Annotated in this window: 19 protein-coding genes; 12 read left to right on the top strand and 7 right to left on the bottom strand. The window is 67.2% G+C overall.

Annotation, left to right across the window (positions count from 1 at the left end; genetic code table 11):
* Positions 1-4: 4 nt before the first annotated feature.
* The 5 genes from DXK93_RS00705 to DXK93_RS00685 all read right to left on the bottom strand — a co-directional run bounded on the left by DXK93_RS00705 (position 5) and on the right by DXK93_RS00685 (position 8,571).
* Positions 5-661, bottom strand: coding sequence for a metalloregulator ArsR/SmtB family transcription factor (locus tag DXK93_RS00705; RefSeq protein WP_119449049.1), 657 nt, complete (start codon positions 659-661; stop codon positions 5-7).
* Between the two features lie 53 nt (positions 662-714).
* Entirely contained in the window at positions 715-2,160 is a 1,446-nt protein-coding gene (locus DXK93_RS00700) for an efflux transporter outer membrane subunit (protein ID WP_119449048.1), read from the bottom strand.
* Between the two features lie 15 nt (positions 2,161-2,175).
* Positions 2,176-5,280: a MexW/MexI family multidrug efflux RND transporter permease subunit gene (locus tag DXK93_RS00695; protein WP_054450446.1), complete on the bottom strand. Its 3,105-nt coding sequence runs from the start codon at positions 5,278-5,280 to the stop codon at positions 2,176-2,178.
* A gap of 16 nt (positions 5,281-5,296) precedes the next feature.
* Positions 5,297-6,424 (bottom strand): efflux RND transporter periplasmic adaptor subunit, encoded by a 1,128-nt coding sequence (locus tag DXK93_RS00690; protein WP_119449047.1) that lies wholly within the window; start codon positions 6,422-6,424, stop codon positions 5,297-5,299.
* 176 nt (positions 6,425-6,600) lie between these two features.
* Positions 6,601-8,571 (bottom strand): choline BCCT transporter BetT, encoded by a 1,971-nt coding sequence (locus tag DXK93_RS00685; protein WP_054450443.1) that lies wholly within the window; start codon positions 8,569-8,571, stop codon positions 6,601-6,603.
* Between the two features lie 147 nt (positions 8,572-8,718).
* Between DXK93_RS00685 and DXK93_RS00680 the strand changes: the two genes are divergently transcribed.
* Complete coding sequence (locus DXK93_RS00680; RefSeq protein WP_054450441.1) at positions 8,719-9,099, top strand: VOC family protein; 381 nt, start codon at positions 8,719-8,721, stop codon at positions 9,097-9,099.
* Between the two features lie 18 nt (positions 9,100-9,117).
* On the opposite strand, the gene DXK93_RS00675 is transcribed toward DXK93_RS00680, so the two are convergent.
* Positions 9,118-9,741: a TetR/AcrR family transcriptional regulator gene (locus DXK93_RS00675; RefSeq protein WP_119449046.1), complete on the bottom strand. Its 624-nt coding sequence runs from the start codon at positions 9,739-9,741 to the stop codon at positions 9,118-9,120.
* Between the two features lie 130 nt (positions 9,742-9,871).
* Here DXK93_RS00675 and DXK93_RS00670 point away from each other — a divergent pair, with 130 nt between their 5' ends.
* The 3 genes from DXK93_RS00670 to DXK93_RS00660 are packed head-to-tail and all read left to right on the top strand — an operon-like array spanning position 9,872 to position 15,686.
* Positions 9,872-11,068, top strand: a complete 1,197-nt coding sequence (locus DXK93_RS00670; RefSeq protein ID WP_054450437.1) for an efflux RND transporter periplasmic adaptor subunit — start codon at positions 9,872-9,874, stop codon at positions 11,066-11,068.
* A complete protein-coding gene (locus DXK93_RS00665) occupies positions 11,065-14,238 on the top strand; it encodes an efflux RND transporter permease subunit (RefSeq protein WP_119449045.1) in 3,174 nt (1,057 codons plus the stop codon). Before DXK93_RS00670 ends, DXK93_RS00665 begins: the two co-directional genes overlap by 4 nt.
* A 2-nt stretch (positions 14,239-14,240) precedes the next feature.
* Positions 14,241-15,686 (top strand): efflux transporter outer membrane subunit, encoded by a 1,446-nt coding sequence (locus DXK93_RS00660; protein ID WP_054451308.1) that lies wholly within the window; start codon positions 14,241-14,243, stop codon positions 15,684-15,686.
* A gap of 57 nt (positions 15,687-15,743) precedes the next feature.
* Here the strand turns inward: DXK93_RS00660 and DXK93_RS00655 are convergent, their stop codons facing one another.
* The gene (locus DXK93_RS00655; protein ID WP_082400661.1) at positions 15,744-16,514 is read right to left on the bottom strand and encodes an IclR family transcriptional regulator; all 771 of its coding nucleotides are present in this window, start codon (positions 16,512-16,514) and stop codon (positions 15,744-15,746) included.
* Positions 16,515-16,773: 259 nt separating this feature from the next.
* Here DXK93_RS00655 and DXK93_RS00650 point away from each other — a divergent pair, with 259 nt between their 5' ends.
* The 8 genes from DXK93_RS00650 to DXK93_RS00615 all read left to right on the top strand — a co-directional run bounded on the left by DXK93_RS00650 (position 16,774) and on the right by DXK93_RS00615 (position 24,974).
* Complete coding sequence (locus DXK93_RS00650) at positions 16,774-17,787, top strand: tripartite tricarboxylate transporter substrate binding protein (RefSeq protein WP_054450434.1); 1,014 nt, start codon at positions 16,774-16,776, stop codon at positions 17,785-17,787.
* Positions 17,787-18,671 carry a polysaccharide deacetylase family protein gene (locus DXK93_RS00645; protein WP_054450433.1) on the top strand — a complete coding sequence of 295 codons (885 nt, stop codon included), beginning with the start codon at positions 17,787-17,789 and terminating at the stop codon, positions 18,669-18,671. Before DXK93_RS00650 ends, DXK93_RS00645 begins: the two co-directional genes overlap by 1 nt.
* Complete coding sequence (locus DXK93_RS00640) at positions 18,668-19,432, top strand: polysaccharide deacetylase family protein (protein WP_054450432.1); 765 nt, start codon at positions 18,668-18,670, stop codon at positions 19,430-19,432. The genes DXK93_RS00645 and DXK93_RS00640 overlap by 4 nt, the downstream gene beginning before the upstream one ends.
* 126 nt (positions 19,433-19,558) lie before the next feature.
* Complete coding sequence (locus tag DXK93_RS00635) at positions 19,559-20,695, top strand: C45 family peptidase (RefSeq protein WP_054451307.1); 1,137 nt, start codon at positions 19,559-19,561, stop codon at positions 20,693-20,695.
* Between the two features lie 36 nt (positions 20,696-20,731).
* Entirely contained in the window at positions 20,732-22,297 is a 1,566-nt protein-coding gene (locus DXK93_RS00630) for an ABC transporter substrate-binding protein (RefSeq protein WP_119449044.1), read from the top strand.
* A 588-nt stretch (positions 22,298-22,885) separates the two neighbouring features.
* Positions 22,886-23,524 (top strand): GntR family transcriptional regulator, encoded by a 639-nt coding sequence (locus DXK93_RS00625; RefSeq protein ID WP_054450430.1) that lies wholly within the window; start codon positions 22,886-22,888, stop codon positions 23,522-23,524.
* Between the two features lies 1 nt (position 23,525).
* Positions 23,526-24,023, top strand: coding sequence for an ureidoglycolate lyase (locus tag DXK93_RS00620; protein WP_225588993.1), 498 nt, complete (start codon positions 23,526-23,528; stop codon positions 24,021-24,023).
* A 24-nt stretch (positions 24,024-24,047) separates the two neighbouring features.
* Positions 24,048-24,974 (top strand): allantoinase PuuE, encoded by a 927-nt coding sequence (locus DXK93_RS00615; protein WP_119449043.1) that lies wholly within the window; start codon positions 24,048-24,050, stop codon positions 24,972-24,974.
* Positions 24,975-24,979 lie beyond the last annotated feature (5 nt).

The following is a 24,979-nucleotide window of genomic DNA, read 5'->3' as shown; positions in this document are numbered from 1 at the left end:
CTGGTCAGCCAGCCTTGTCGATACGGTAGGCGCAGCGGCGCGCGCCCGCGAGGATGTGTTCTTCGCGGCGCACCCGGACTTCTGCTCCTAGCACCTTGTGGAAGAGCTCCAGCTCGCTGCGGCAAAAGCCCATACAGGCTTTGGCCGCGGAGCAGATCGGGCAGTGGTTCTCGATGAACAGGAAGTCCGCGCCATCCTTGCGCAGCTCGGCCATGTAGCCTTCGGCAGAGCGGACTTCCACCAGCCGCTCCAGCCTTTCCTTCAGGCTGCGGGCGCCCTGCATGGCCTGGCGGTAGCTGTTGAGCATGGCGGCTTCGCGCGCCTGGATCAGCTTTTCGATGCCCTCTTCGCCAAACACCTGGCGCACCGCGCCCAGCATCTGCACCGTCATTTCGGCATGCGTGTCCGGGAAGCGCCCGTTTCCGGCATCGGTCAGGAACCAGATCTGCGTGGGCCGGCCCCGGCCCGCGCTGTGGCTTTCGGAATCCACCAGTCCTTCCGCATGCAGGCGCGTCATCTGCTGACGCACGGCCTCGGCCGTCACGTCCAGGGCCTTGGCAATGACGGCGACGGATTGCGGGCCCCGCGTCTTCAGGGTCATGAGCACGCGATCGGCGGGCTGATGCTCCCAGACCACGGGATGGGACGGACTGTCAGACATGGATGTGCATACTCCGGTTGTTTGCCTATGGTGCCATGAACCTGGCCTGCCGGTCAGCCGGAAGCGGCCGGCGGATCCATCGAGGGCGCCTCCCATCCGCCCCCCAAAGCTTTGTACAGCGCGATCAGGCGGGTATAGGACTCGGTTTCGGCCACGGCCACGGCGTCCTGGGCGCGCAAAAGCGTACGCTGCGCGTCCAGCACCGTCAAATACGGCGTACTGCCCTCACGGTAGCGCAGCTGCGCCAGTTCCGCCGCCCTGCCGCTATGCGCGGCCGCCTGCGCCAGACTGCCCAGGCGCTGCTGGGTCTGGCCGTACTCCGTCAGCGCCGATTCCAGTTCCTCGACCGCGCGCAGCACGGTCAGCTCGTAGCTGGCGACGGCGCCGTCCGCGCGCGCCACCGCGCCACGCTTGCGCGCCAGCGCCGTGGGCAGATGGAAGGCAGGCCAGTTGGCCGTGGCCGCCACGCTGAACGCGCGGCTGGCCGATGAGCCGAAATCCGCGCCGCGCAGGGCGACGAAACCCAGGAACCCGCCCAGGTCGATGCGCGGATAGAGCTCCGCAGTCGCCACGCCCACGTCGGCGTTGGCCGCAGCCATGCCGCGTTCGGCCGCCAGCACGTCCGGGCGGCGCGACAGCAAGGCGCTCACGTCGCCGATCGGCAGGCGGGTATCCAGGGGCGCCAGCGCCTTGCCCGCATCGAGCTCGCCCAGCTCCACCGGCCGCAGGCCCGCCAACACCGCGATCCGGTACTGCGCCAGCCGTCGGGCCGCGATCTGCAACGGCACGCTGGCCTGCACGGTCTCCAGTTCGGCGCGGGCGCTGGCCAGGTCGCCTTCGTCGCCGCGGCCGGCCGACACCATGGCCTGGATCACGCGCAGGCTGTCGCGCTGGCTTTCCAGGTTGGCGCGCGCCACGGCCAGGCGCTGTTCCGCGCCGCGCAGCTCGAAGTAATTGCGCGCCACTTCGGCGGCCACGACGATGCGGGTCTGGGCCAGGTCCGCTGCCTGCGCCTCGCTGCGCGCGGCCGCGCCCTCGGCCGCCCGGCGCAGCCGGCCGAACAGGTCCAGCTCCCAGGTGGCGTCAAAGCCCGCCCGGTAGCTCTCGGCCAGATTGCGCTGGCCCGCGACGCCGGCATTGGCCTGCGACAGGCTGCGTTCATAGCCGCCGCCCAGCGTGACCGCCGGCAACTGGTCCAGTTCCTTCTCGTCCAGCACCGCGCGCGACTCGGCCAGGCGCGCCTGCGCCATGCGGATATCCAGATTGCGCGACAGCGCCAGATCGATCAGCCGGTCCAGCTGGGGGTCCTGCAATTGCTTCCACCAGTCGCGCTGCAATTGATCGGTTGAGAACAGGGCCTGTTCAGGGCTGGCCAACGCCACCGGAGCAGCCTGGGGCTTCTGGTAGTCGGGTCCGACGGCGCAGCCGGCCGTGGCCAGCGCGGCCAGCAGCACGGCCGCGCCGCGGCGCATGCGTATGGAAAGTTGTGAGTGCTTCATGATGGTTTCCTTCGGCTAGGCGGAGGCGCCGGGCGCCGCGGCGTCCTCGGCCTGGGCCAGCGCCAGTTCCCGGGCGCGCGGCGTGTCGTGCGCTGCGCGGTGGTCGCGGGCGAATACGGTGTAGACGGTGGGCAGCACGAACAACGTAAACAGCGTGCCCACCAGCAGGCCCACCACGATGACCAGGCCCAGGCTGTAGCGGCTGTGTGCGCCCGCGCCGCTGGCGAACAGCAACGGGATCAGGCCCATGACCATGGCGGCGGTCGTCATCAGGATGGGACGCAGCCGGATGCGGGCGGCCTGCTCCATCGCGGTGCGCCGGTCCAGCCCGTGGCTGACCTGCATTTCATTGGCGAACTCCACCATCAGGATGCCGTGCTTGCTGATCAGGCCGATCAGCGTCACCAGCCCGATCTGGGTATAGATGTTGACGGTAGCCATGCCCAGCGCCAGCGGTATCAGCGCGCCGCAGATCGACATGGGCACGCTCACCAGGATGATGAAGGGGTCGCGCAAGCTCTCGTATTGCGCCGCCAGCACCAGGTAGATCACGATGATGGCGAAGATGAAGGTGATCATCAGCGCCGAGCCTTCCTGGCTGTACTGGCGCGCGTCCGACTGCCAGTCGTAGCTGAAGCCCGCAGGCAGGAACTGGGCTTGCCGGGTCAGGAACTGCACCGCATCGCCCATGGTCACGCCCGGCATCGGGATGGCCTGGAAGGTGGCCGCGTTGAGCTGGTTGAACTGCGTCAGCTTGTTGGGCTCCACTCCCATGGACACGGTCACAAGGTTGGACAGCGGCACCTGCGCGCCGCTGGCGCTCTTGACGTAGTAGCGCGCCAGCGACTCCGGCGAAATACGCTGTTCGCGCAGGCTCTGCGGAATCACGTCGTAGGAACGGCCGTCCATGCCGAAGCGGTTCACGTAGTTCTCGCCCACCAGCACGGCCAGCGTGTCGCCGATGGCCTTCATGGTGACGCCCAGGCTGTTGGCCTTGGCGCGGTCCACCTTCAGTTGCACCACCGGATTGTTGTAGTCCAGGTCGCTGTCGACCACCATGAACAAGCCGCTTTCACGCGCCGCCTTCTTCAATCCCTCCATGGCCTCATAGACCACCGGATAGTCGGACGCGCTCATGATGACCATCTGCACCGGCAGCCCGCCGGTGGAGCCCGGCAGGGACGGCAGCTGGAAGGCGAAGATATTGCTGCCCTCGACCTGGTTCACCATGGCCTGCATGTCGGCCTGGATCTGGTCGGCCGAACGCTCGCGCTTTTCCCAAGGCACGAAGTCCACGCCGCCTATGCTGTTGGAGACGCCGTCGGAACCGTTGATCAGCCAGCGCCCCTGCTGTTCCGGCAGGGTCTTCATGACGTCGTCCCACTTGCGGCCGAATTTCTCCACGTAGTCGATATTGGCGTGCTGCGGCGACTTGATCGCGGTCAGCACCGTGGACTGGTCTTCGACCGGCGCCAGCTCGCGCTGCGCGGCGTTGTAGAGGAACGGCAGGCTCGCCAGTACCGCCACGGCAATCAACCCGGTCACCCATCGGTGATGCAGCGAGACGTCCAGCACGCGGCCATAGGCATCGCCCAGGCGTCCGAAGAAATGCTCGGCGCGGCGCGCCATCCAGCCCTCGGAGACCCGGCTGTTGAGCAGGAACGAGCTCATCACGGGCGACAAGGTCAGCGCAATGACGCCCGACACGACCACGGACCCGGCCAGGGTGAAGGCGAACTCCTTGAAGAGCGAACCAGTAAGCCCGCCCATCAGGCCGATCGGCGCATAGACCGCGGCCAGCGTGATGGTCATCGCGATCACAGGCCCCGCCACTTCGCGCGCGCCGATGAGGGCCGCGCGCACCGGCGACTTGCCCTCTTCGATGTGGCGGTGCACGTTTTCCACGACCACGATGGCGTCGTCCACCACCAGGCCGATAGCCAGCACCATGGCCAGCAAGGTCAGCAGGTTCACGCTGAAGCCGAACAGCGCCATGATGGCAGCCCCGCCCAGCATGGACAGGGGAATGGTCAGCACCGGAATCAGCACGGCGCGCAAGGAACCCAGGCACAGGAAGATCACCGCCACCACGATGGCGATGGCCTCGATCAGCGTATGCACCACGCCATCGATGGAAGCGCTGATGAAGCGGGCCAGCTCGAACGGCACCTGTACGCTGGTGCCGGGCGGCAGGTTCTGCTTGATGTTGGGCAGCAACTCGTTCAGGCGTTTGACGATCACCAGCGGATTGCCCACCGGCGTGGCGTTAAGGCCGAAGTACACCGCCGGCTCGCCGTCCATCAGGCCGCTGGAATCGGTGGATGCCGCGCCCAGTTCCACCGTGGCCACGTCGCCCAGGCGCACGATCGCGTCGCCCTCGCGCTTGACCACCATGTCGCGGAATTCCGCGACGTTGACCAGGTCCGTGTTGACCTGGATGTTGGACACCACGTACAGGCCCTTGGCCTGCCCCGGCGCCGCCTGCACGTTGTTGTCGCGCAGCGCGTCGGCCAGTTCGCCCGCGGAAATGCCGCGCGCCGCCATCCGGTTCGGGTCCAGCCACACCCTCATGGCCAGTTTTTGCCCGCCGTAGAGTTCCACGCTGGCCACGCCGTCGATGGACGAGAGCTGCGGCTGCACCACGCGCGACAGATAATCCGTCAGGGACGCCAGCGACAAGGTGCTGCTGGAAAAGCCGACATAGGCCACGGCGGTCGCCTCGCCGGCGGACTTGACCAGCACGGGGTCGTAGACGTCCTGCGGCAGGCGGTACTTGACCTCGTTGACCTTGGCCATCACCTCCGTCATGGCCTTGTTGGAGTCGGCGTTCAGCTTCATCCGCACCGTGATCACGCTACGGCCTTGCGTGGAGGAAGACGACAGGTAGTCGATGCCTTCCACCGTGGCCACGGACTGCGCGATGGGCTGGGTGACGAAGCCTTGCATGAGGTCGGGCGAAGCGCCCGGATACTGGGTGGTGATGGTGATGGTGGTACTTTCGGTCAGCGGATACTGCCGCACCGGCAGGCCGCTCAGGGCCTTGATGCCCAGCAGCAGGATCAGCGTGCTGACCACCAGCGCCAGCACTGGCCGGCGCACGAAGAGATCGGTGAATTTCATGTTCTGCTCCGCGCCCTTACCGGACTTGCGCCACGGTCTGCTGCGCGGCGTCCAACGCCACGGTGTCCTCGACGCCGACCTCGACCGCCGCGCCGTTGTGCAGGCGCAGCTGGCCTGAGGTCACGACCTGGTCGCCCGCCTGCAAGCCTTCGGTCACGACCACGCGGCCGCGCACGCGCTCGGCCGTCTTCACATAGGCCTGGCGGACCGTCGGGCCGGCGGACGCCTCGCCCGCCTTGGGCGGGTTCAGCACGTAGACGGAATCGCCATAGGCGCTGTAACTGACCGCGGTTTCCGGCACGGTGATCACGCCGGGACGCGCGGGCAGGCCGATCTGGCCCTGGGCATACATGCCGGCCGCGAGCGCGCCATCGGCGTTAGGCAGGGTCGCCTGCACGCGCACGGTGCGCGACCCTGCGTCCACTTGCGGCTCCACGGTGGTGATCTGGCCTTCGAAGACGCGTCCCGCATGGGCGTCCACGGTCACCGCCACCGGCTGGCCCGCGCGCAACGCGCCCATGGCCTGCTCGGGCAGGGTGATGTTGGCGTACATGGCGGAAGCGTCGGTCAGCGATACCAGCGGATCGCCGGCGCGGGCGAATTGCCCCAGGTTCACGCGGCGCACGCCCAGCACGCCGTCAAACGGCGCTTTGATGCGCTTTTGCTCGATCAAGGCCTGCACGCGCTTGATGTCGCCCGCGGCCTGGTCGTAGTCGGCCTGCGCCTGGTCCAGTTGTTCGCGCGTGGCGGCCTGTTGCGGCAGCAGGCGGCGGGTGCGGTCCAGCAAGGCGCGCGCATTGCGCGCCTGGGCCTGCAGCCGGGCCAGTTCGCCCTGCTCGGGCGCGTCGTTCAATTGCACCAGCAACTGGCCGGCCTGGACCTGCGCGCCCGAGGCGAACAGGATACGGTCGACCCGGCCGTCCACTTCGGCCGCCACCTGCACCTGGCGCGCCGCCTCCAGCGAGCCGATGCCGCTCAGCGTGACAGGGAAGTCCGCCTGCCGCGCGGCGGCCACCGCGACCTTGGCCGGCGCCATGGCCCAGCCGCCCTTTTGCTGCGCGCCGCCGTACTTCCAGTACAGTCCGCCGCCCGCCAGCGCCAGCGCCACGACCCCGGCCGCCCACGCTCCTGATTTCGCCTTCATGATTGACTCGCTATTTATCAAAGAATGTTCTTGGATAATCCACGATATCGGGCATTTCGTCAAAAGGGTTAATCCAATCCCCTGCATAGCGGCGGACTATGGCGCGCAAGCCCCTGCGGGCCGTGTGGGCAAAAAAAACCGCCAGCAGGCTGGCGGTTTCGTGGAGCGCGACGCAGCTAGGTCCGCACCATGTGCAGATAGTGGCGATGCCGTTCGTACTGGTCCAGGATGTCGCCGATGACGGCGTCGCGGCTCCAGCCCATGATGTCGTAATCCTGCCCGCCTTCGCGCAGGTGGACCTCGGCGCGGAAGTACTTGCGCTCGTCCTCGTCGGCCGCTTCCTCGGGCGTGAGGCTGGGACGCACGAAAGCCTCGGGCTGCACCGCGTAGGAAAAGTCCAGGTGCTCGCCATGGGAGACTTCCATGATCACGCCCTCGTCGTTGCCGTGCTCGCGCACTTCCACCTGGTAGCCCTGCTTGCGCAGTTCGTCCGCCACGTCTTCCATGGCGGGCCGCACCACGTCGCTGATGAAGCGCTGCACATGGGCGCGGCGCGGCATCATGACCATGTTGCGCAGGCGCCGCTCCCATGACTGTCCGCCGCGCGCGGGGCGTGACAAGGTCAGCGACTGGTAGCGGATGCCGCGCTTGGTCGCGTCCAGCTTGAGCGCCTTGAACAGGCCCCACAGCGACAGCAGCAGAATGATGGAGAAAGGCAGCGCGCTGGCGATGGTCGCGGTTTGCAGGGCCGTGAGGCCATCGGCCAGCAGCAGCGCGATCGCCACCGCCCCCATCAGCACCGACCAGAAGATGCGTTGCCACACGGGCGTGCGGTCCGAACCGCCGGAGGCCAGCAGGTCGACCACCAGCGCGCCCGAGTCGGCCGAGGTCACGAAGAACACCGCCACCATCGCGATCGCGACGACGGACAGCACCCCGCTCCAGGGCAATTGTTCCAGGAAGGCGAACAGCGCCAAGGAAGAATCGGCCTGCACCACTTCCGCCAGGCCCTGCACCTTGTCGACCAGGATCATGTGGATGGCGGTATCGCCGAACACCGTCATCCAGAACAGCGTGAAGCCGGCCGGCACCAGCAGCACGCCGGTGACGAATTCGCGGATGGTGCGGCCGCGCGAGATGCGCGCGATGAACAGGCCCACAAAGGGCGACCACGCAATCCACCAGCCCCAGTAGAACAGCGTCCAGCCGCCGATCCAGTCGGTGGGTTCGTAGGCATACAGGTTGAAGGTCTTGTTGACGATGTCAGACAGGTAGGCGCCGGTGTTCTGAACAAAGGTCTGAAACAGGAACACCGTCGGGCCGACCACCAGCACGAACAGCAGCAGCACCGCCGCCAGCACCAGATTGGTCTCGGACAGGATGCGGATCCCCTTGTCCAGGCCGCTGGCCACCGATAAGGTCGCCAGGCCGCAGGTGACGATGACCAGGATGATCTGCGTGGTCACGCCCACCGGAATGCCGAACAGATGGTTCAGGCCGCTGTTGATCTGCGCCACGCCCAGGCCCAGCGAAGTCGCCACGCCCAGCACCGTGCCGATGATGGCAAAGATGTCGACGGCATGCCCGATGGGCCCGTGGATGCGGTTGCCGATCAGCGGATACAGCGCCGAACGCAGGGTCAGCGGCAGCCCGTGCCGATAGCTGAAGAATGCCAGGATCAGCGCCACCACCGCGTAGATGGCCCAGGCATGCAGGCCCCAGTGGAAGAAGGTGATCTTCATGGCTTCACGGGCCGCAAGGGCGGTGCCCCCCTCGCCCACGGGCGGCGCGATGAAGTGCATCACGGGCTCGGCCACGCCGAAGAACATCAGGCCGATCCCCATGCCCGCGGAGAACAGCATCGCGAACCAGGTGAAGTTGCGGTAATCGGGTTCACTGTGGTCGGGTCCCAGCTTGATGTCGCCATACCGGCTGACCGCCAGGAATACCACCGCGATCAGGATGATGGCCACGACCAGGATATAGAACCAGCTGGCGTTGCCCAATATCCAGCCCTGCACGGACTCGAACAGGCTTTGCGCGACCTTGGGCGCCAGGATCGCGAACCCCACCAGCAGCAGCGTGAACACGGCCGCCGGAAAGAACACTGGGCGATTGATGGTGGATGGTCGGGTTTCTGAAGTCATGCTGCCGCTCCTTTCGCCCGAGGGTTGGAAATTCCCAGCACGCGTCCCCCCTCAGTCCGGCCGCGCGCCGCAAGTATTACTATCACGGCCTAAGGCCGTCTGACAATCTGAAACCGCAAGCCGGGCCGGCCAGAGGAGAGATATCCCATGATCGATCACCTGGACCATCTGGTCCTGACCTGTACCGACCCCGACGCCACGGTGGACTTCTATACCCGGATCCTGGGCATGCGCCTGGAAACCTTTGGCGAAGGCCGCCAGGCGCTGCGCTTCGGCAACCAGAAGATCAACCTGCACGTGCGCGGCCATGAGTTCGAACCCAAGGCCCACCTGCCCGTACCGGGCGCGCTGGACCTGTGCTTCATCGCCGATCGCCCGCTGGAAGACGTGATCGCGCATCTGAACCGCGAAGGCGCCCGGATCATCGAAGGCCCCGTGCCGCGCACTGGCGCCACCGGCAAGATCCGCTCGGTCTACCTGCGCGACCCGGACCTGAATCTCATCGAAATCTCGGAATTGCTGGCCTGAGGCCGGGAACCGGCCGCCTTAGTCGGTCTTCGGTTCGCCGAAGACCACGCTGCGGAAGAAACCGGCCAGCACGGCCTCGGTCATTTCCGGCGTGACGGCCTGCGGGTCGAAGGCATAGCTGAACTGCATGCCGTCCGACAGGGCCAGCAGGCCCAGTGCCATCTGTTCCGGCGGCATGCGTAGCGGCGTGCCGACCCGCGCGGAAAACTGGCGGATGTATTCCGTGGTGGCTTCGCGCAATTCCCGCATGCAAGCCACGAAGCCAGCCCGGAAATCCGGATCGCGCGCCGCCTGCAACTTGCCTTCCATCCACAGCAGGAAACAGTCGTTCTCGCGGTAATGCGTGGAGTAGTACTCGAGCACGCGGGCTTCCATCTGCGGACGCGATTCGCCGTCCTCGAAGATGGCGCGCATGTCGCTCATCACGCTCTCGTGATCGCGCCTGAGCAGTTGCAGGAACAGTTCGGACTTGCTGGTGAAGTTGGAATAAAAGGCCCCGCGCGTGTACCCCGCCTGCTCGGCGATGTCCTCCACGCTGGCAGCCACGAATCCCTTGGCAAGAAAGATCGATTGCGCAGCGTCGAGCAGACGCTGGCGCGTCTGGTCACGGCTTTGCTCTCGCGTAAGGCGGACTTTTGACATGGCGGGAGTTTAGCACTGGGGAGCATTTCAGATTCAATATTGAATTCGAATTCATACCTGTATTAGAATCCAGGCCGTATCGGGTCGAAACCGGCCCTTATTCCCGAATCTCCGCGCCGCGAGGTGTTCCGTGACTTGCCCTGGCCCTGCCGCGCGCTTTGCCGCGCGCGCCGCCGCGGCCGCCTCTGCGGCGCCGCTTTCACCCTCCAACCGCTCCCGCCATTGGCCGCGCCTGTGGTCGCTGCCTGCCGCCGCATCACTTGCTCTGCTGCTCGCTGCCTGCGGCCGCAATGAAGCGCCGCCGCCCGCGCCGCGCCCTGTGGTCGCCATGCCCGCCCAGGCCGATGAACGCCTGCCGGCCTGGACGCTGCCTGGCGAAGTGCAGGCGCGCTACAGCACCCCGCTGTCGTTCCGGGTCAACGGCAAGATCATCGAGCGCCAGGTCCGGCTGGGCGATGCCGTCACCCCCGGACAGATCGTCGCCAAACTGGATCCGGCCGACGCCGCCAAGAACGCGGCCAGCGCCCGCGCGCAGCTGTCGGCGGCCCAGCACCAGCTGGACTACGCGCGCCAGCAGCTGGACCGCGACCGCGCCCAAGCCCGCGAAAACCTGATCGCCGCGACCCAGCTGGAACAGACCCGCAACGCCTACGCCGCGGCATTGGCGCAACGCGACCAAGCTCAACAGCAGGCAGCGTTGGCGGCCGACCAGCTCAAATACACCACGTTGCAGGCCGACCATGCTGGCGTCATCACCGCGGAGCAGGCGGACACCGGACAGAACGTGGCCGCCGGCGAACCGGTCTACAGCCTGGCCTGGTCCGGCGACATCGACGCCATCTGCGACGTGCCGGAAAGCGTGCTGGCGGGCCTGGCCATCGGCCAACGCGCCAGCGTCACGCTCGGCCCGCTGCCCGGCCAGACGTTCTCCGCGGTGCTGCGCGAGATCGCGCCGGCCGCGGATCCGCAAAGCCGCACCTATCGCGCCAAGCTCACGCTGGAATCCCCGACCCCGGACGTGCGCCTGGGCATGACGGCCAATATCAGCTTCGACAACCGCTCCGGCGAAAACCTGACGACCTACACCGTGCCGGCCACCGCGCTGTTCCATGACGGCCCCGCGCCCGCCGTGTGGATCGTCAAGCCGGACGCCGACACGCTGGAGCTGCGCCGCGTCGAGGTGCTGCGCTACGACGCCCGCACCGTCACCCTGTCCAAGGGCCTGCAGGCGGGCGAACGCGTGGTCTGGCAAGGCGTGCATGCGGTGGCCGCCGGCGAGAAAGTCCGCGCCGTGCCGCCGCTGCATCCCGAGGATTTCGCCTCATGAGCGGCCCGCAGCATGACGCTTCCGTGCAGGCGCCTCGCCACGAGGAAGGCCGGTTCAACCTGTCGGCATGGGCGCTGCGGCACCAGCCGCTGGTCATCTTCATCATCACGCTGATCACGCTCTTCGGCGTCCTGTCGTACTCGAAGCTGGCGCAATCGGAAGATCCGCCTTTCACCTTCCGCGTCATGGTCATCAAGACGCTATGGCCCGGCGCCACTGCGCAGCAGGTGCAGGAGCAGGTCACCGACCGCATCGCCAAGAAGCTGCAGGAAGCCCCCAACACGGACTTCATGCGCAGCTACTCGCGGCCGGGCGAATCGCTGATCTTCTACACCATGAAGGACTCCGCGCCCGCCAGCACCGTGGCCGAACAGTGGTACCAGGTGCGCAAGAAGGTCGGCGACATTGCAGCCACGCTGCCACCGGGCGTGCAAGGCCCCTTCTTCAACGACGAATTCGGCGACGTCTATACCAACATCTACACGCTGCAGGGCGACGGCTTTTCGCCCGCGCAGCTGCATGACTACGCCGACCGGCTGCGCACCGTGCTGCTGCGCGTGCCGGGCGTGGCCAAGGTGGACTACTTCGGCGATCAGCCTGAGCACATCTACGTCGAGATCTCCAACACCCAGCTCACGCGGCTGGGCGTGTCGCCGCAGCAGATCGCCCAGGCCATCAACAGCCAGAACGCCGTGACGAGCGCGGGCACGCTGACCACCGCCGACGACCGCATCTTCGTGCGGCCCAGCGGCCAGTACGCCAACAGCCGCGTCCTGGCCGACACGCTGATCCGGGTCAACGGCAAATCGATCCGGCTGGGCGACATCGCCACCATCCGCCGCGGCTACCAGGATCCGGCCATCGAGCAGATGCGGCTGGGCGGCAACGCCGTACTGGGCATAGGCATCACCATGCAGCCGGGGCGCGACGTGGTCCATCTGGGCAAGGCTTTGAGCGCCAAGTTCGAGGAACTCCAGGCCCAGTTGCCCGCCGGGCTGACGCTGAAGGAAGTCTCCAGCATGCCCAAGGCGGTATCGCATTCGGTCGACGACTTCCTGCGCTCCGTGGCCGAAGCCGTGGCCATCGTGCTGGCGGTGAGCCTGGTATCCCTGGGCCTGCGCACCGGCATGGTGGTGGTCATCTCGATCCCGGTGGTGCTGGCGGTCACGGCGCTGTTCATGGACATGTTCGGCATCGGCCTGCACAAGGTATCGCTGGGCACGCTGGTGCTGGCGCTGGGCCTGCTGGTGGACGACGCCATCATCGCGGTCGAGATGATGGCGGTAAAGCTTGAACAGGGCTGGAGCCGCGCGCGCGCCGCTGCATTCGCCTACACCAGCACTGCCTTTCCCATGCTGACCGGCACGCTGGTCACGGTGGCGGGCTTCCTGCCGATCGCGCTGGCCAAGTCCAGCACGGGCGAATACACCCGTTCCATCTTCCAGGTGTCCGCCATCGCGCTGATCACCTCGTGGTTCGCCGCCGTGGTGCTGATCCCTTTGCTGGGCTACCGCATGCTGCCGGAACGCAAGCGCGAAGCCCATCTGCCCGACGACCACGAACACGACATCTACAACACCCGCTTTTATCAGCGCCTGCGCGGCTGGGTGGGCTGGTGCGTGGACCGCCGCTACCTGGTGCTGGGCGCCACGGCGCTGATCTTCGTCGTGTCCATGGCCTGCTTCCGCTTCGTGCCACAACAGTTCTTCCCCAGTTCCGACCGCAGCGAACTGCTGGTGGACGTGCGCCTGCAGGAAGGCGCCTCGTTCGCGGCCACGCTGCGCCAGGTCGAGCGGCTGGAAAAGGCGCTGGAGGGCCGTCCGGAAATCAATCACTCGGTCAGCTTCGTTGGCACCGGCGCACCGCGCTTCTACCTGCCGCTGGACCAGCAGCTCGCCACCCCGAACTTTGCCCAGCTGGTCATCACCACGCATTCGGTGGAGGACCGCGAGAAGCTCGCGCAATGGTTGCAGCCCGTGCTGCGCGAGCAGTTCCCGGCCATACGCAGCCGCCTGTCGCGCCTGGAGAACGGCCCGCCCGTGGGCTTCCAGGTGCAGTTCCGCGTGAGCGGCGACAGGATCGCCGACGTGCGCGCCGTGGCCGAGCAAGTGGCCGCCGAGGTCCGCGCCGATCCGCGCTCGACCAATGTGCAGTTCGACTGGGACGAACCGTCCGAACGTTCGGTGCGCTTCGAGATCGACCAGCAAAAGGCGCGCGAGCTGGGCGTCAGTTCCAGCGATATCTCGGACTTCCTGGCCATGACCCTGTCGGGCTACGCGGTCACGCAATACCGCGAACGCGACAAGCTGATCACCGTGAGCCTGCGCGCGCCGCAAGAGGAGCGGATCGATCCCGCGCGCCTGGCCACCCTGGCCATGCCCACGCCCAACGGCGCGGTGCCGCTGGGCAGCCTGGGCCACGTGCGCTATGACCTGGAGTATGGCGTCATCTGGGAACGCGACCGCCAGCCCACCATCACGGTGCAGGCGGACGTCGCGGCGGGCGCGCAAGGCATAGACGTCACCCGCGCCATCGATGCCAAGCTCAACACCCTGCGCGCCGGGTTGCCCGTCGGCTACCGCATCGAGGTGGGCGGCCCGGTGGAGGAAAGCGCAAAAGGCCAGTCCTCGATCAATGCCCAGATGCCGCTGATGGCGGTGGCCGTGCTGACCCTGCTGATGCTGCAGCTGCAAAGCTTCGCCCGCGTGCTGATGGTGGTGCTGACCGCGCCGCTGGGGCTGATAGGCGTGGTCGCGGCGTTGCTGCTGTTCGGCAAGCCCTTCGGCTTCGTGGCCATGCTGGGCGTGATCGCCATGTTCGGCATCATCATGCGCAATTCGGTCATCCTGGTGGATCAGATCGAACAGGACATCGGCGCCGGCCACAAGCGCGTGGACGCCATCGTCGGCGCCACGGTGCGGCGTTTCCGCCCGATCACGCTGACGGCCGCGGCCGCCGTGCTGGCGCTGATTCCGCTGTTGCGCAGCAACTTCTTCGGCCCCATGGCCACCGCCCTGATGGGCGGCATCACCATCGCCACCGTGCTGACGCTGTTCTTCCTGCCGGCCCTGTATGCCGCGTGGTTCCGCGTCCGCCATGACGAGCGCGACGAACCCGAAGGCGTGCCGCCGGGCGCCAACGCCGGCGACACGGTGGAACGGGGAGCATGACGATGACCCAGCTATCCTTGCGCGTGGCCGCCCTGCCCTTGATGCTGGCGCTGGGCGCCTGCGCCTTCGCGCCCAGCAGCAAGCCGCCCGCGGTCGCGCAACCGGCGCAGTACGGCGTCGAAGCCACGCCCCCCGCGAGCGCCGCCGCCCAGGGCGTTGCGCAGCGCTTCGAGCAAGGCGCGCGGCCCGTGCCCGAATGGTGGAAGCGCTATGAATCAGAGGCGCTGAACGCGCTGGTGGCCGAAGGTCTCGCCAACAGCCCGGACCTTGCCGCCGCCGAACGCAACCTGGCCGGCGCGCGCGAACAGCTGCGCGGCCAGGTGAATTCATCGTTACTGCCTTCGGTGGACGCGGGCGCCGATGCCTCCCGCCGGCGCGCGCTGACCATGCCGAACCTGCCCGAACCGACGGCGCAATACAACGTCTTCACCGGCCAGGTCCACGCCAAGTACGACCTGGACCTGTTCGGCGCGGCGCGTTTTGCCAACGCCTCGCTCGCGGCCCAGGTCGAGCAGCAGGCCTTTCAGCTGGAGTCGGCCCGCCGTTCGCTCGCCAGCAACATCGTCACAGGCGCCATCACTGCTGCGGCGCTGGCCGAACGCGTGGCGTTGACGGAGAAGCAGGTGGTGCTGGCGCGGCAGGTCGCGCGCGACACGCAGCGCCGCTACGAACTGGGCTCGGCCTCGCAGAACGACGCGCTGGACGCGGACCAGGACGCCGCCACGCTGGAAGCGTCGCTACCCGGCCTGCGCGCGCGCTGGCATGCGACGCGCCATGCGCTGGCGGTGCTGCTGGGCCGCAATCCGGACCAGGCTCCGCCCGATCTCGCCTTCAGCATGCTGGCCGTGCCGCAACAAGTGCCGGTGGTGGTGCCGTCCGAACTGCTGGCCGCGCGCCCGGACATCCTGTTCGCCGATGCGGTGGTGCAGGCCGCGGCGGCCGACGTGGGCTTGGCCACCGCGCAGCTGTTCCCCAGCCTGTCCTTGTCCGCGTCCATGGGCAAGAGCGGCTTCAATTGGCCCGCTGCGATGTCGGGCGCCGGCGCCGTCTGGGCCATCGGCGCTTCGCTCACGCAGCCTATCTTCCATGGCGGGGCGCTACTGGCCGAGCGCAGCGCGGCCAAGGAACGCTACGAAGCCGCGTTGCTGCAATACAAGCAGACCGTGCTGACCGCCTTCCGCGACGTGGCCGACACGTTGTCGCGGCTGGACGCCGACGGGCAGGCGCTGGCCTCCGCCGAAGCGTCGCGCCGCGCCGCGGAGCAGTCCTACCGCAACACCGCCAGCCGCGTGCGGCTGGGCGCGCTGGCGCCATATACCGAGTACGCCGCCGAGCAGCACTACGTGGCGGCCCGCCTGCGCGAGATCGAATACGCCAATGCGCGCCTGACCGAAACGGCGGCGCTGTTCCAGGCCATGGGGTCGCCGGCCCGCGCCGCGCAGCAATAGGCGCATCCGGCCACATCCGGCCATGGCCGACGCGGACCAGCACGCAAGCCCTCGCGCTCACGGCGCGGGGGCTTGTTCCTTCATGCGCGTGGCCAGCGCCAGCGATTCGATGCGGCGGGCGGCCGACTGCAGCAAGGCCGTGGTCTTGTCCTGCGCGATAGTGTTGAGCCGAGCCGCAAGAAAGGTGACGGTCAGCGCGCCGAACACGCGCCGGTCTTCCTGGAACACCGGCACCGCGATGCCCGCCCGTTCTGGCGAGATCTCGCCCACTCCCAGATAAAAACCCTGCACCCGGATCCGGTCCAGCTTGCCGGTGAATTCGGCCTGCGTCGCCCCCAGGCCCAGGTCGCGGATCTCGTCCGCATGGGCCTCGTACAGGCGGCGCTGATCCTTGCGCGGCAGGAAAGCCACGATGGTCTTGGCCGTGGCGCCGCGGAACAGCGGATGGGCGCGGCCGCGGCCGTGCGGAATGCCCAGTTCGTCGGGTCCGCGCTCGTGGTGGATGTTCAGGATGCGCAGGCCGTGGATCACGCTGAGCAATACGTCGCCGCCCACCTGATCCACCACCTCGCGCATGATCGGACGCGCCACGCCCAGCACCGGATCGCCGTCGATGATGAGGTGGTCCAGTTCGATAATGCGCGGCCCCAGCTTGTAGCCTTCGCCGGTCACGCGCAGCAGATAGCCCAGGTCCGTCAGGTCGCGGATGTAGCGGTAGCCCGTGGGCGCCGAATACGACAGGCGCGAAATGATCTCTTCCGCCGACAGCACCGGGGTTTCCAGGCTGAAGAGGTCAAGTATCGCTAGGGCTCGCTTCAGGGTGGACATGGCGGTCGTGGGACGGGGAACAACGCGGGATCGGGCGCAGCGTATCACAGGGATGCCCGCGGCGCGCCTGGGCCATAGGCGCTGACTACCAGACCCTGATTTCCCTCCAGGCGCAAACTATCGTTTTTCTATTTTTTATCATTTATAGATAAAAACTAATTGGATTAGATAATTTTTTATCGAATAATGATATTCAAGCAATGGGCAGATTGACGTCCAACACGCCACTGCACCTGCGGAAAACATCTGGGGAAAATCCATGAAGCAGTCTTGCGGCACCAAGGGCGGCATCAGCCGCCGGCATTTCCTGGGGGCTTCGGCCGCCACCTTGGCCAGCGCGGCGCTGGCGCGGCCCGGCCGCGCCTGGGCGGCCGGCTATCCGGCCGAACGCGCCATCCAGTTCATCGTGCCCTTCCCCGCTGGCGGCGGCACCGACCTGGTGGCGCGTCCGCTGGCCCAGGGCATCGGCGAAGCGCTCAAACAAAGCGTGGTCGTCATCAACAAGGGTGGCGCCGCAGGCAACATCGGTACCCAGCAGGCCGCGCGTTCGGCGCCGGACGGCTACACCATCGCGCTGGGCTCCACCGGTACGCACACGGTGAACCAGAGCCTGTACGAGAACATCGGCTATGACCCGGTCAAGGACTTCGAACCGGTGTCCATGGTCTGCTACTACAACAACGTGCTGGTGGTGCATCCGTCGTTTCCGGCGCGCACGCTGCAGGAGCTGGTCGCCATCATCAAGGCCAATCCGGGCAAGTACTTCTATGGGATCACGCAGAACGGCAGCTCTGCGCACCTGGCCATGGAACTGCTCAAGGCCACGGCCGGCCTGGACCTGCCCGGCGTGCCGTACAAGGGCGCGGCAGCCGCGGTCAACGACTTCCTGGGCGGACAGTTCCCGATCCTGATGGATGTGGTGATCAACCAGCAGCAATTCATCCGCGGCGGCAAGTCGCGCCCGCTGGCCGTGACCTCGGCGCAGCGCGCGCAGGCGCTGCCCGACGTGCCGACCGTGGCGGAATCGGGCTTTCCCGGCTATCAGGCCATAGGCTGGAACGGCGTGTTCGCGCCCGCGGGCACGTCCGCCGCCATCATCCAGACGCTCAATGGCGCCGTGCAAAGCGCGCTCAAGCAGCCCGCCCTGGAGCAATTGACGCAGAACGGGCTGGAGCTGCACGGCAGCACCCCGCAAGAACTGAGCCGTTTCGTCGCCACCGAAAGCGAAAAGTGGCGCACGCTGATCAAGAGCGCCAACATCAAGGCCACCTGATGCAACGCATACCCTATGGCGTCCCCGTGGACGCCCACTCCAATCCCTGGCTGGCGCTGGACCGCGAGCTGCGCGCGCAGGGCCTGCGCGCCGCGGGCGCCGCGCCGGTGCGCGCGGTGGTCTGCGTCACCGTCCACGTCGACGGCCCCGCCGTCGAGGTCGGCCGCAAGCAGTTCCCGGCCGGTCCCCACACCGCGGGCCGCTATGCCATCCGCCGCGGCGTGGCGCGGCATCTGGAGATCCTGGCGCGCCACGGCATGCCGGCCACGTTCTTTGCCTGCGGCTATGACGTCGAGCACTATCCGGCGACCTTCCACGACATCCTGGACGCGGGCCACGAGATCGCCGCCCACGGCTATCTGCACGAAGCCTGGGACCTGGGCGATGACGAGCCCGCGCTGCTGGAAAAGACCCACCGCATCATCCAGCGCGAGCTGGGCGTAACGCCCGCGGGCTGGTGCTCGCCCTCGGGCCGCAAGAGCCATCGCACCCTGCCCGCGCTGCGGCGGCTGGGTTACTGCTACGACGCCAGCGAAAAGGACCAGGACCGTCCCTACCTGCCGGCGGACACGACGGACTTCATCATGCTGCCGAACAACACGGTCTCGCTGGACGACTATCCGTTCTACTTCTCGGGCCACAGCCTCGCCGCGGAAGCCTATGACAACTGGGTGCAGGAATTCGAGGCGCTGCGCGCAGCCGAAGGCTATGTGCACCTGACCGTACACCCCAAGGCCGCCGGCGGCTCCGGCACGCCGGCCCGCGCCGCGGCGTTGGACCGCTTCCTGGCCTATCTGGCCGCACAACCCGATGTGCACGTCATGACGCTGGAAGCGCTGGCGCGGCACTGCCTGGCCCGCCCCGACGCCTGGAGAAGCGCATGAGCGCCGACAAAACCGTACTGGTCACCATCAATGTGCAGGGCATCGGCCCCGAAGCCGCGACCCAGCCCGAAACCTCGCTGCACGGGCGCGACGCGCATGGCCGCTACACCTACGGCGGCGGCCTGGCGCGCGTGCTGGACATGCTGCGCCGCCAGGACATCCGCGCCACGCTGTTCTGGCCGGTATTCGAAGCCGAACGCTGCCGCGGCCTGCTGGAGCAGAGCCTGCGCGACGGCCACGAGGCCGCCTCGCACGGCAATGCCTACGAAGACCTGCCCGCGCTGGGCGAGCGCGAAGGCGAAGTGCTGGAACGGGCCCGCGACCGGCTGGCCGAACTGACCGGCTCCGCCCCGCAAGGCTTTCGCTATGCCAGCGCGTTTACCGCCAATACCGTGCCGCTGCTGCACCAGCTCGGCTATCGCTACGACAGCAGCGCCATCGACGACGACGCCCCCTACGCGCTGGACGCGGACGGCGGCCCCGGCATGGTGGAGCTGCCCTGGAGCGAAGGCCTGTGCGACGCCACCCATTTCAGCCGCCGCGTGACGCAGGACCGTGCCTATGCGCACTGGGTGGAGCAAGGCGATGCGCTGCTGGCGACCGATGGTTATGCCTGCCTGACCCTGCATCCGCGCGCCGACAACGGCGTCGGCCGCGCGGCCAGGTTGGTGAAAGTCGAGCAATTGCTGGAGCGCTTCCGCACCGCAGGCGCCAGCTTCAAGACCTGCTCCGAGCTGGCCGCCTCCCCCCATACGCGCTGAACGCAAGACGCCGATGGCGTGCTTGCACTGGTAAACCCTGAGCAATATTGGCGCCAAAATAAGCTAACATTTTTTCGCCATCCAATTCCCACCCCCAGATTGCGGCGCGGCGCGCCGCCCAAGTCCATGACCCAGATCACCCAATTTCCCTTCGTATCGGTTTCGGGCGCGCCCGAGGCCCGCGGCCGCTCGTATGGCCAGCAAGCCGCCGACCGCGTGCGCAAGAGCGCCAAGATGTACGGCCAGACCCTGGTCGACCTGGGCTATGACGCCATGGCGCGCACCCAGCTGATCAACGGCTTCGCCCGCGAAATCGAGAACTTCGCGCCGCACTACCTGGAAGAAATGCGCGGTATCGCCGCGGGCGCCGACGTGCCTTTCGAAGACATCGTGATGGTGAACGCGCGCACCGAAGTCATCGCCAAGGCCCGCGCCGAGAAGAAGAAGGCCGCCGAGCTGGAGCCGGGCGACGGCTGCACCGGCGCGCTGATCCTGCCGACCCGCTCGGCCAACGGCCGCCTGATCCATGGCCAGAACTGGGACTGGCGCGCGGAATGCGCCGAGACCGCCATCGTGCTGCGCGTGCGCAACGACAACGGCCCCGACATGCTGACCTTCGTCGAAGCGGGCGGACTGGCGCGCAGCGGCCTGAACAGCGCCGGCGTCTCGATCACCGCCAACTACCTGGAGTCCGACCGCGACTTCCGCCAGCTGGGCGTGCCGCTTTCGTTGATCCGCCGCAAGGTGCTGGAACAGGAACACTTCGCGCTGGCGATCAAGGCGGTGGCGACCACGCCCAAGTCCTGCTCGAACAACATCATGATCGGCATGGCGGCGGGCTTCGGCGTCGACTACGAATGCACCACCGATGAAGCCTTCCCCATCTACCCGGGCAGCGACGATCTCATCGTCCACGCCAACCACTGGGTCAGCGAAGTGGCCCTGAGCAAGCTGCGCGACACGGGCCGCGCCAGCACGCCGGAAAGCGCTTACCGCGACTGGCGCGTGCGCCGCCTGCTGAACGAGGAATCCAAGCTGACGCGCGAAGACTTGAAGCGCGCGCTGTTCGATGACTTCGGCGCGCCCTATTCCGTGTGCCGTCCGCCGCGCCCCGGCAGCCACGACAATCTGTCGGCCACGGTGGCGATGGTGATCATGGAGCCCGAGGCCGGCCTGATGGAAGTGGCGCCGCTGCCGGCGCTGAACCGCAGTTTCACCCGCTACAGCCTGACCGCCGAACCCGAACTGCTGGCTGCCGCCTGAAGCGGCGCGCCCGCGCAACCCCAGGAAAACGTATCGATGAAAAACCATTTGTTGAGCGCCGCGGTTGCGCTGGCGCTGGGCTCCATGGCCGGCGCGGCCTGGGCGCAATCCGCCCCGCCGCTGCGCATTTCGTTCACGGCCGATATCCGCTCCACCGAACCTGGCGTGAACCGCGACAGCAACAGCGACGCGGTGGTGCTGCACATCGTCGAGGGCCTGGTGGCCTACGGCGAAGACGCCGAGGTGCGGCCGCTGCTGGCCAAGTCGGTGGACATCAGCCCGGACGGCAAGACCTATACCTTCAAGCTGCGCGAAGACATCAAGTTCCACAACGGCAAGCCGATGACGTCGGCCGACGTGCTGTGGACCTGGCAGCATTACACCGCGGCCAATTCGGGCTGGCGTTGCGCCAGCGAGTTCGACGGGCGCGGCACGGTCAAGGTGACGGGCGTGGAAGCGCCGGACGCGCAGACCGTGGTCTACCACATCGAAAAGCCCAGCAGCCTGTTCCTGGCGACGCTGGCGCGCGCCGACTGCGGCGGCACTGGCATCCTGTCCAAGGATTCGGTGCGGGCGGACGGTTCCTGGGACAAGCCCATCGGCACCGGGCCGTTCGAATTGGCGGAATGGAAGCGCGGCGAGTACGTGCGGCTGACGAAGTTCGCGGGCTATTCGAACCTGGACGGCAAGCGCGACGGTTATACGGGATCGAAACGGCCGCTGGTGGACGAGGTGCGCTTCCTGATCGTGCCGGACGACTCCACCGCCAAGGCGGCCCTGCAGCGCGGCAACATCGACATCATCGAGGACGTGTCCAATAGCGACGTGCCGGTGCTGCAAGGCACGCCGAACGTCAAGGTGGCGCATGCGCCGGTGATGAGCATGACGGCATTGCTGATGCAGACCAAGGATCCGGTGCTGGCCAATCCGAAAATGCGGCAGGCGCTGGCGCACGCGATCGATTACCAGCAACTGGCGGCGGCGGTGACGGAAGGCCTGGCTCAGCCCAACAATTCGATCGTGCCGCTGGTGTCGCCCTACTATGACGCGGCGCAGAAGCAGGGCTGGAACTACGATCCGGCGCTGGCGCAGAAGCTGCTGGGCGAAGCGGGCTACAAGGGGCAGGATCTGACGATCCTGACGACCAAGCGCTATCCGCAGTCGTACAACTCGGCGGTGATCATCCAGGCGACGCTGCAGGCGGTGGGGATCAAGGCGCAGTTGTCGGTGGTGGAGTGGGCGACGCAGCTGGACCGCTATAACGCGGGCACTTACCAGATGATGACGTTCCCCTATTCGGCGCGGCTGGATGCGGCGCTGAACTACGAGATGGTGACGGGGGACAAGGCGAAGCAGCCGCGCAAGGTCTGGGACAATCCGCAGGCGCTGAAGCTGATCGAGGCGGCGTCGTCGGATACGGATCATGCGAAGCGGCAGGCTTCGTTTGATCAGCTGCATAGGCTGTTCCTGGCGGATGTGCCTAGTATTCCTTTGTATAACGGGTTGGATATTGGGGCTTATCGGGCGGATATCAGGGGGTATCAGCCTTGGGCGGTCAAGAAGCCGCGGGCTTGGGAGGTGGAGCGGGTTTCGGCTCCTTGAGGTTGTTCTTGCTGGTGCTTCGGCGGTCTTCGTAGGTCGCCCGGCGGCGCGGGCCTGGTGGCTGCTTGCGCCCACGATTGCGGTCCGGAGCGTTCGCTCCGGACTGCCCCTTCGTCATCTTCGTCCTCGCCTTCGGCGACTCCTTCAGATTCCCTCGGGCGCATCGAGGTTGCTCGCAGCCACCAGGCCCGCGCCGCCGGACTACGAGTTTCTTGGTTCGCTGCGCCGTCAGACCCGTGGGTAGTGGCGAGGTTTGCGGGGCCCGCTGCTTGCGGCCGCGCAGGCGGCCGCAAGCAGCTTACGTGGTGGTGGGGCGTCGGGGCGGTGTGCGCTGGCGCGCTGGCGTGGGTCTTGTTTTTTCTCTCCTTGCGGTTTTCTCCCCCCGCACCTTCCTTTCCGTTTTTCCTCCGCTTTCCCTCTGCCTTCCCTTTTCTCGCCACTCTGATTGCTTGGCTGTATCCGGTCAGGCCTATTAGGGATACTACTGGTATCTCTTTGGGATACCAGTGGGGTACCTTCTCGTCCATTGCGCCGGACGGCAACTCGGAGTCTCTGCCGTCCGCGCCTTTTTCTTACGCTGCAATACACATGAACGCTACGCAACGCACCTATCAAACCCTGCTGGACCAGATCGTTTCGCGCCGGATTCCGGCGGGGGAAGTGTTGGAGGAACGCCGACTGGCGGATGAGCTGGAGGTGTCGCGCACGCCTTTGCGCGCGGCCATGAACCGGTTGTTGGGCGAAGGGATGCTGGAGCGGCTGTCCAACGGGTCCATCGTGGTGCGCTCGTTTGGCGTGACGGACCTGCTGGAGCTGCTGCAGATCCGCAGCCTGCTGGAGAGCGAAGCCGCGGCGATGGCGACCGGGCGGATTCCGGCGGAGCCGTTGGAAGGGCTGCGGGCGCGGCTGCAGGCTTTGCTGGATGCGAAGACGCCGGACGAGAAGTCGGATTGGGAGGTCGACAACGCGCTGCACGATCTGGTGGCGGCGTATTGCGGCAACCGGAATCTGGCGACGATGATCACGGCGACGCGGCGGCAGGTGCGGATGTGCGATGTGGAGCGGCTGCCGCAGCGGCAGGTGCAGGCGCGGGAAGAACATCTGGCGATTGTGGAAGCGCTGCTGTCGGGGGAATCGACCCGGGCGCGTCAGGCGATGGCGGCGCATCTGGAGAACGTGCGGCGCAGCTACGTGAATTCGCTGGGGTATCTGAGCCATGGCGCGTGACATGGATGTCTCCCCGCTCGTGATCCGCCCGCGGCCGCTCACGCCGGAGGCCTTCGCGCCTTATGGCGAAGTGATCGCGCACCAGGGCGCGGAGCGCCGTCACCATCTGACCGAGCCCATGCGGCACAGCCCCGAAGTTGTGCGGCACGCCAGCTGGGTCAGCCGGGTGCAGGCGGCGCCGCCCGGGCCGGTGGAGATCCGGCTGATGGAGCGCCACCGCTATGCGGCGCAGAGTTTCGTGCCGCTGACGGACTCGCCCTATCTGGTGGTGGTGGCGCCTACCGGGGCCGACGACCTGCCCGACATGGCGCGGCTGGAAGCGTTTCTCGCAACCGGCAGCCAGGGCGTGTGCTACCGCGTGGGCGCCTGGCATCACGGCCTGACCGTGCTGCGGGGGCCGGCGGAGTTCCTGGTCCTGATGGGCCAGACCGGCCGCGGCGATGACGACGAGTTCTGGCAGGCTCCGGCTCCGCACGCCCTGGTTTCGATTTCCGATTGACTCTATCCCGATGGCTAGCCCGCTATGACTACCGATCATCCCCACTTGCGCCGCGATTTCGTCGGCTACGGCGCCAACCCGCCCGATCCCCGTTGGCCGGGCGGCGCGCGCCTGGCGTTGAATCTCTGCATCAACTACGAGGAAGGCGGCGAGCCTTCGGTGCCGGACGGCGACGCTGAATCCGAAACCGGACTGACCGAGGGCGGCGCGGGCGGCTTCGCCGGGCGCGACCTGGCGGCAGAGTCGATGTTCGAGTATGGCAGCCGGATCGGCTTCTGGCGCGTGCACCGGCTGCTGCAGGAGCGCGGCATGGCGGCCACGATACTGGGCTGCGGCCTGGCGCTGGAACGCAATCCGGAAGTCTGCGAGGCCATCAAGGCGGCGGGCTATGACGTGTGCGCACACGGCTGGCGCTGGGAACGGCACCAGAACCTGACGCTGGAAGAGGAACGCGAGCGCATCCGCCGCACCGTGGAATCGATCACCCGCACGGTGGGCTCGCGGCCGCTGGGCTGGTATTGCCGCTACGGCCCCAGCCTGAACACCCGCGCCCTGCTGGCCGAGGAAGGCGGATTTCTCTACGACTCCGATACCTACAACGACGAGCTGCCCTACTGGACCGAAGTTGCCGGCAAGCCTCATCTGCTGGTGCCCTACGGCCTGGCCAACAACGACGCCAAGTTCATCCGCGGCGGCATGGCCACGGGGCAGGACCTGTTCGAGTACCTGCGCGACGCGTTCGACATGCTGTACGAGGAAGGCGCCACGGCTCCCAAGATGATGTCCGTGGGGCTGCATCTGCGCCTGGTCGGCCAGCCGGGCCGCGCGGCGGGCCTGGCGCGCTTCCTGGACCACGTGGCGGCGCACGGCGACGTCTGGGTCTGCCGGCGCGCCGACATCGCGCGCCACTGGCATGCGCACCATCCGGCCGCCCAGGACGCCGCGCGCTGATTCAT

It is taken from the genome of Achromobacter sp. K91, assembly GCF_003576205.1.
GTDB lineage: Bacteria > Pseudomonadota > Gammaproteobacteria > Burkholderiales > Burkholderiaceae_B > Achromobacter > Achromobacter aegrifaciens.
This window is presented reverse-complemented; position numbering and strand designations above follow the sequence as displayed.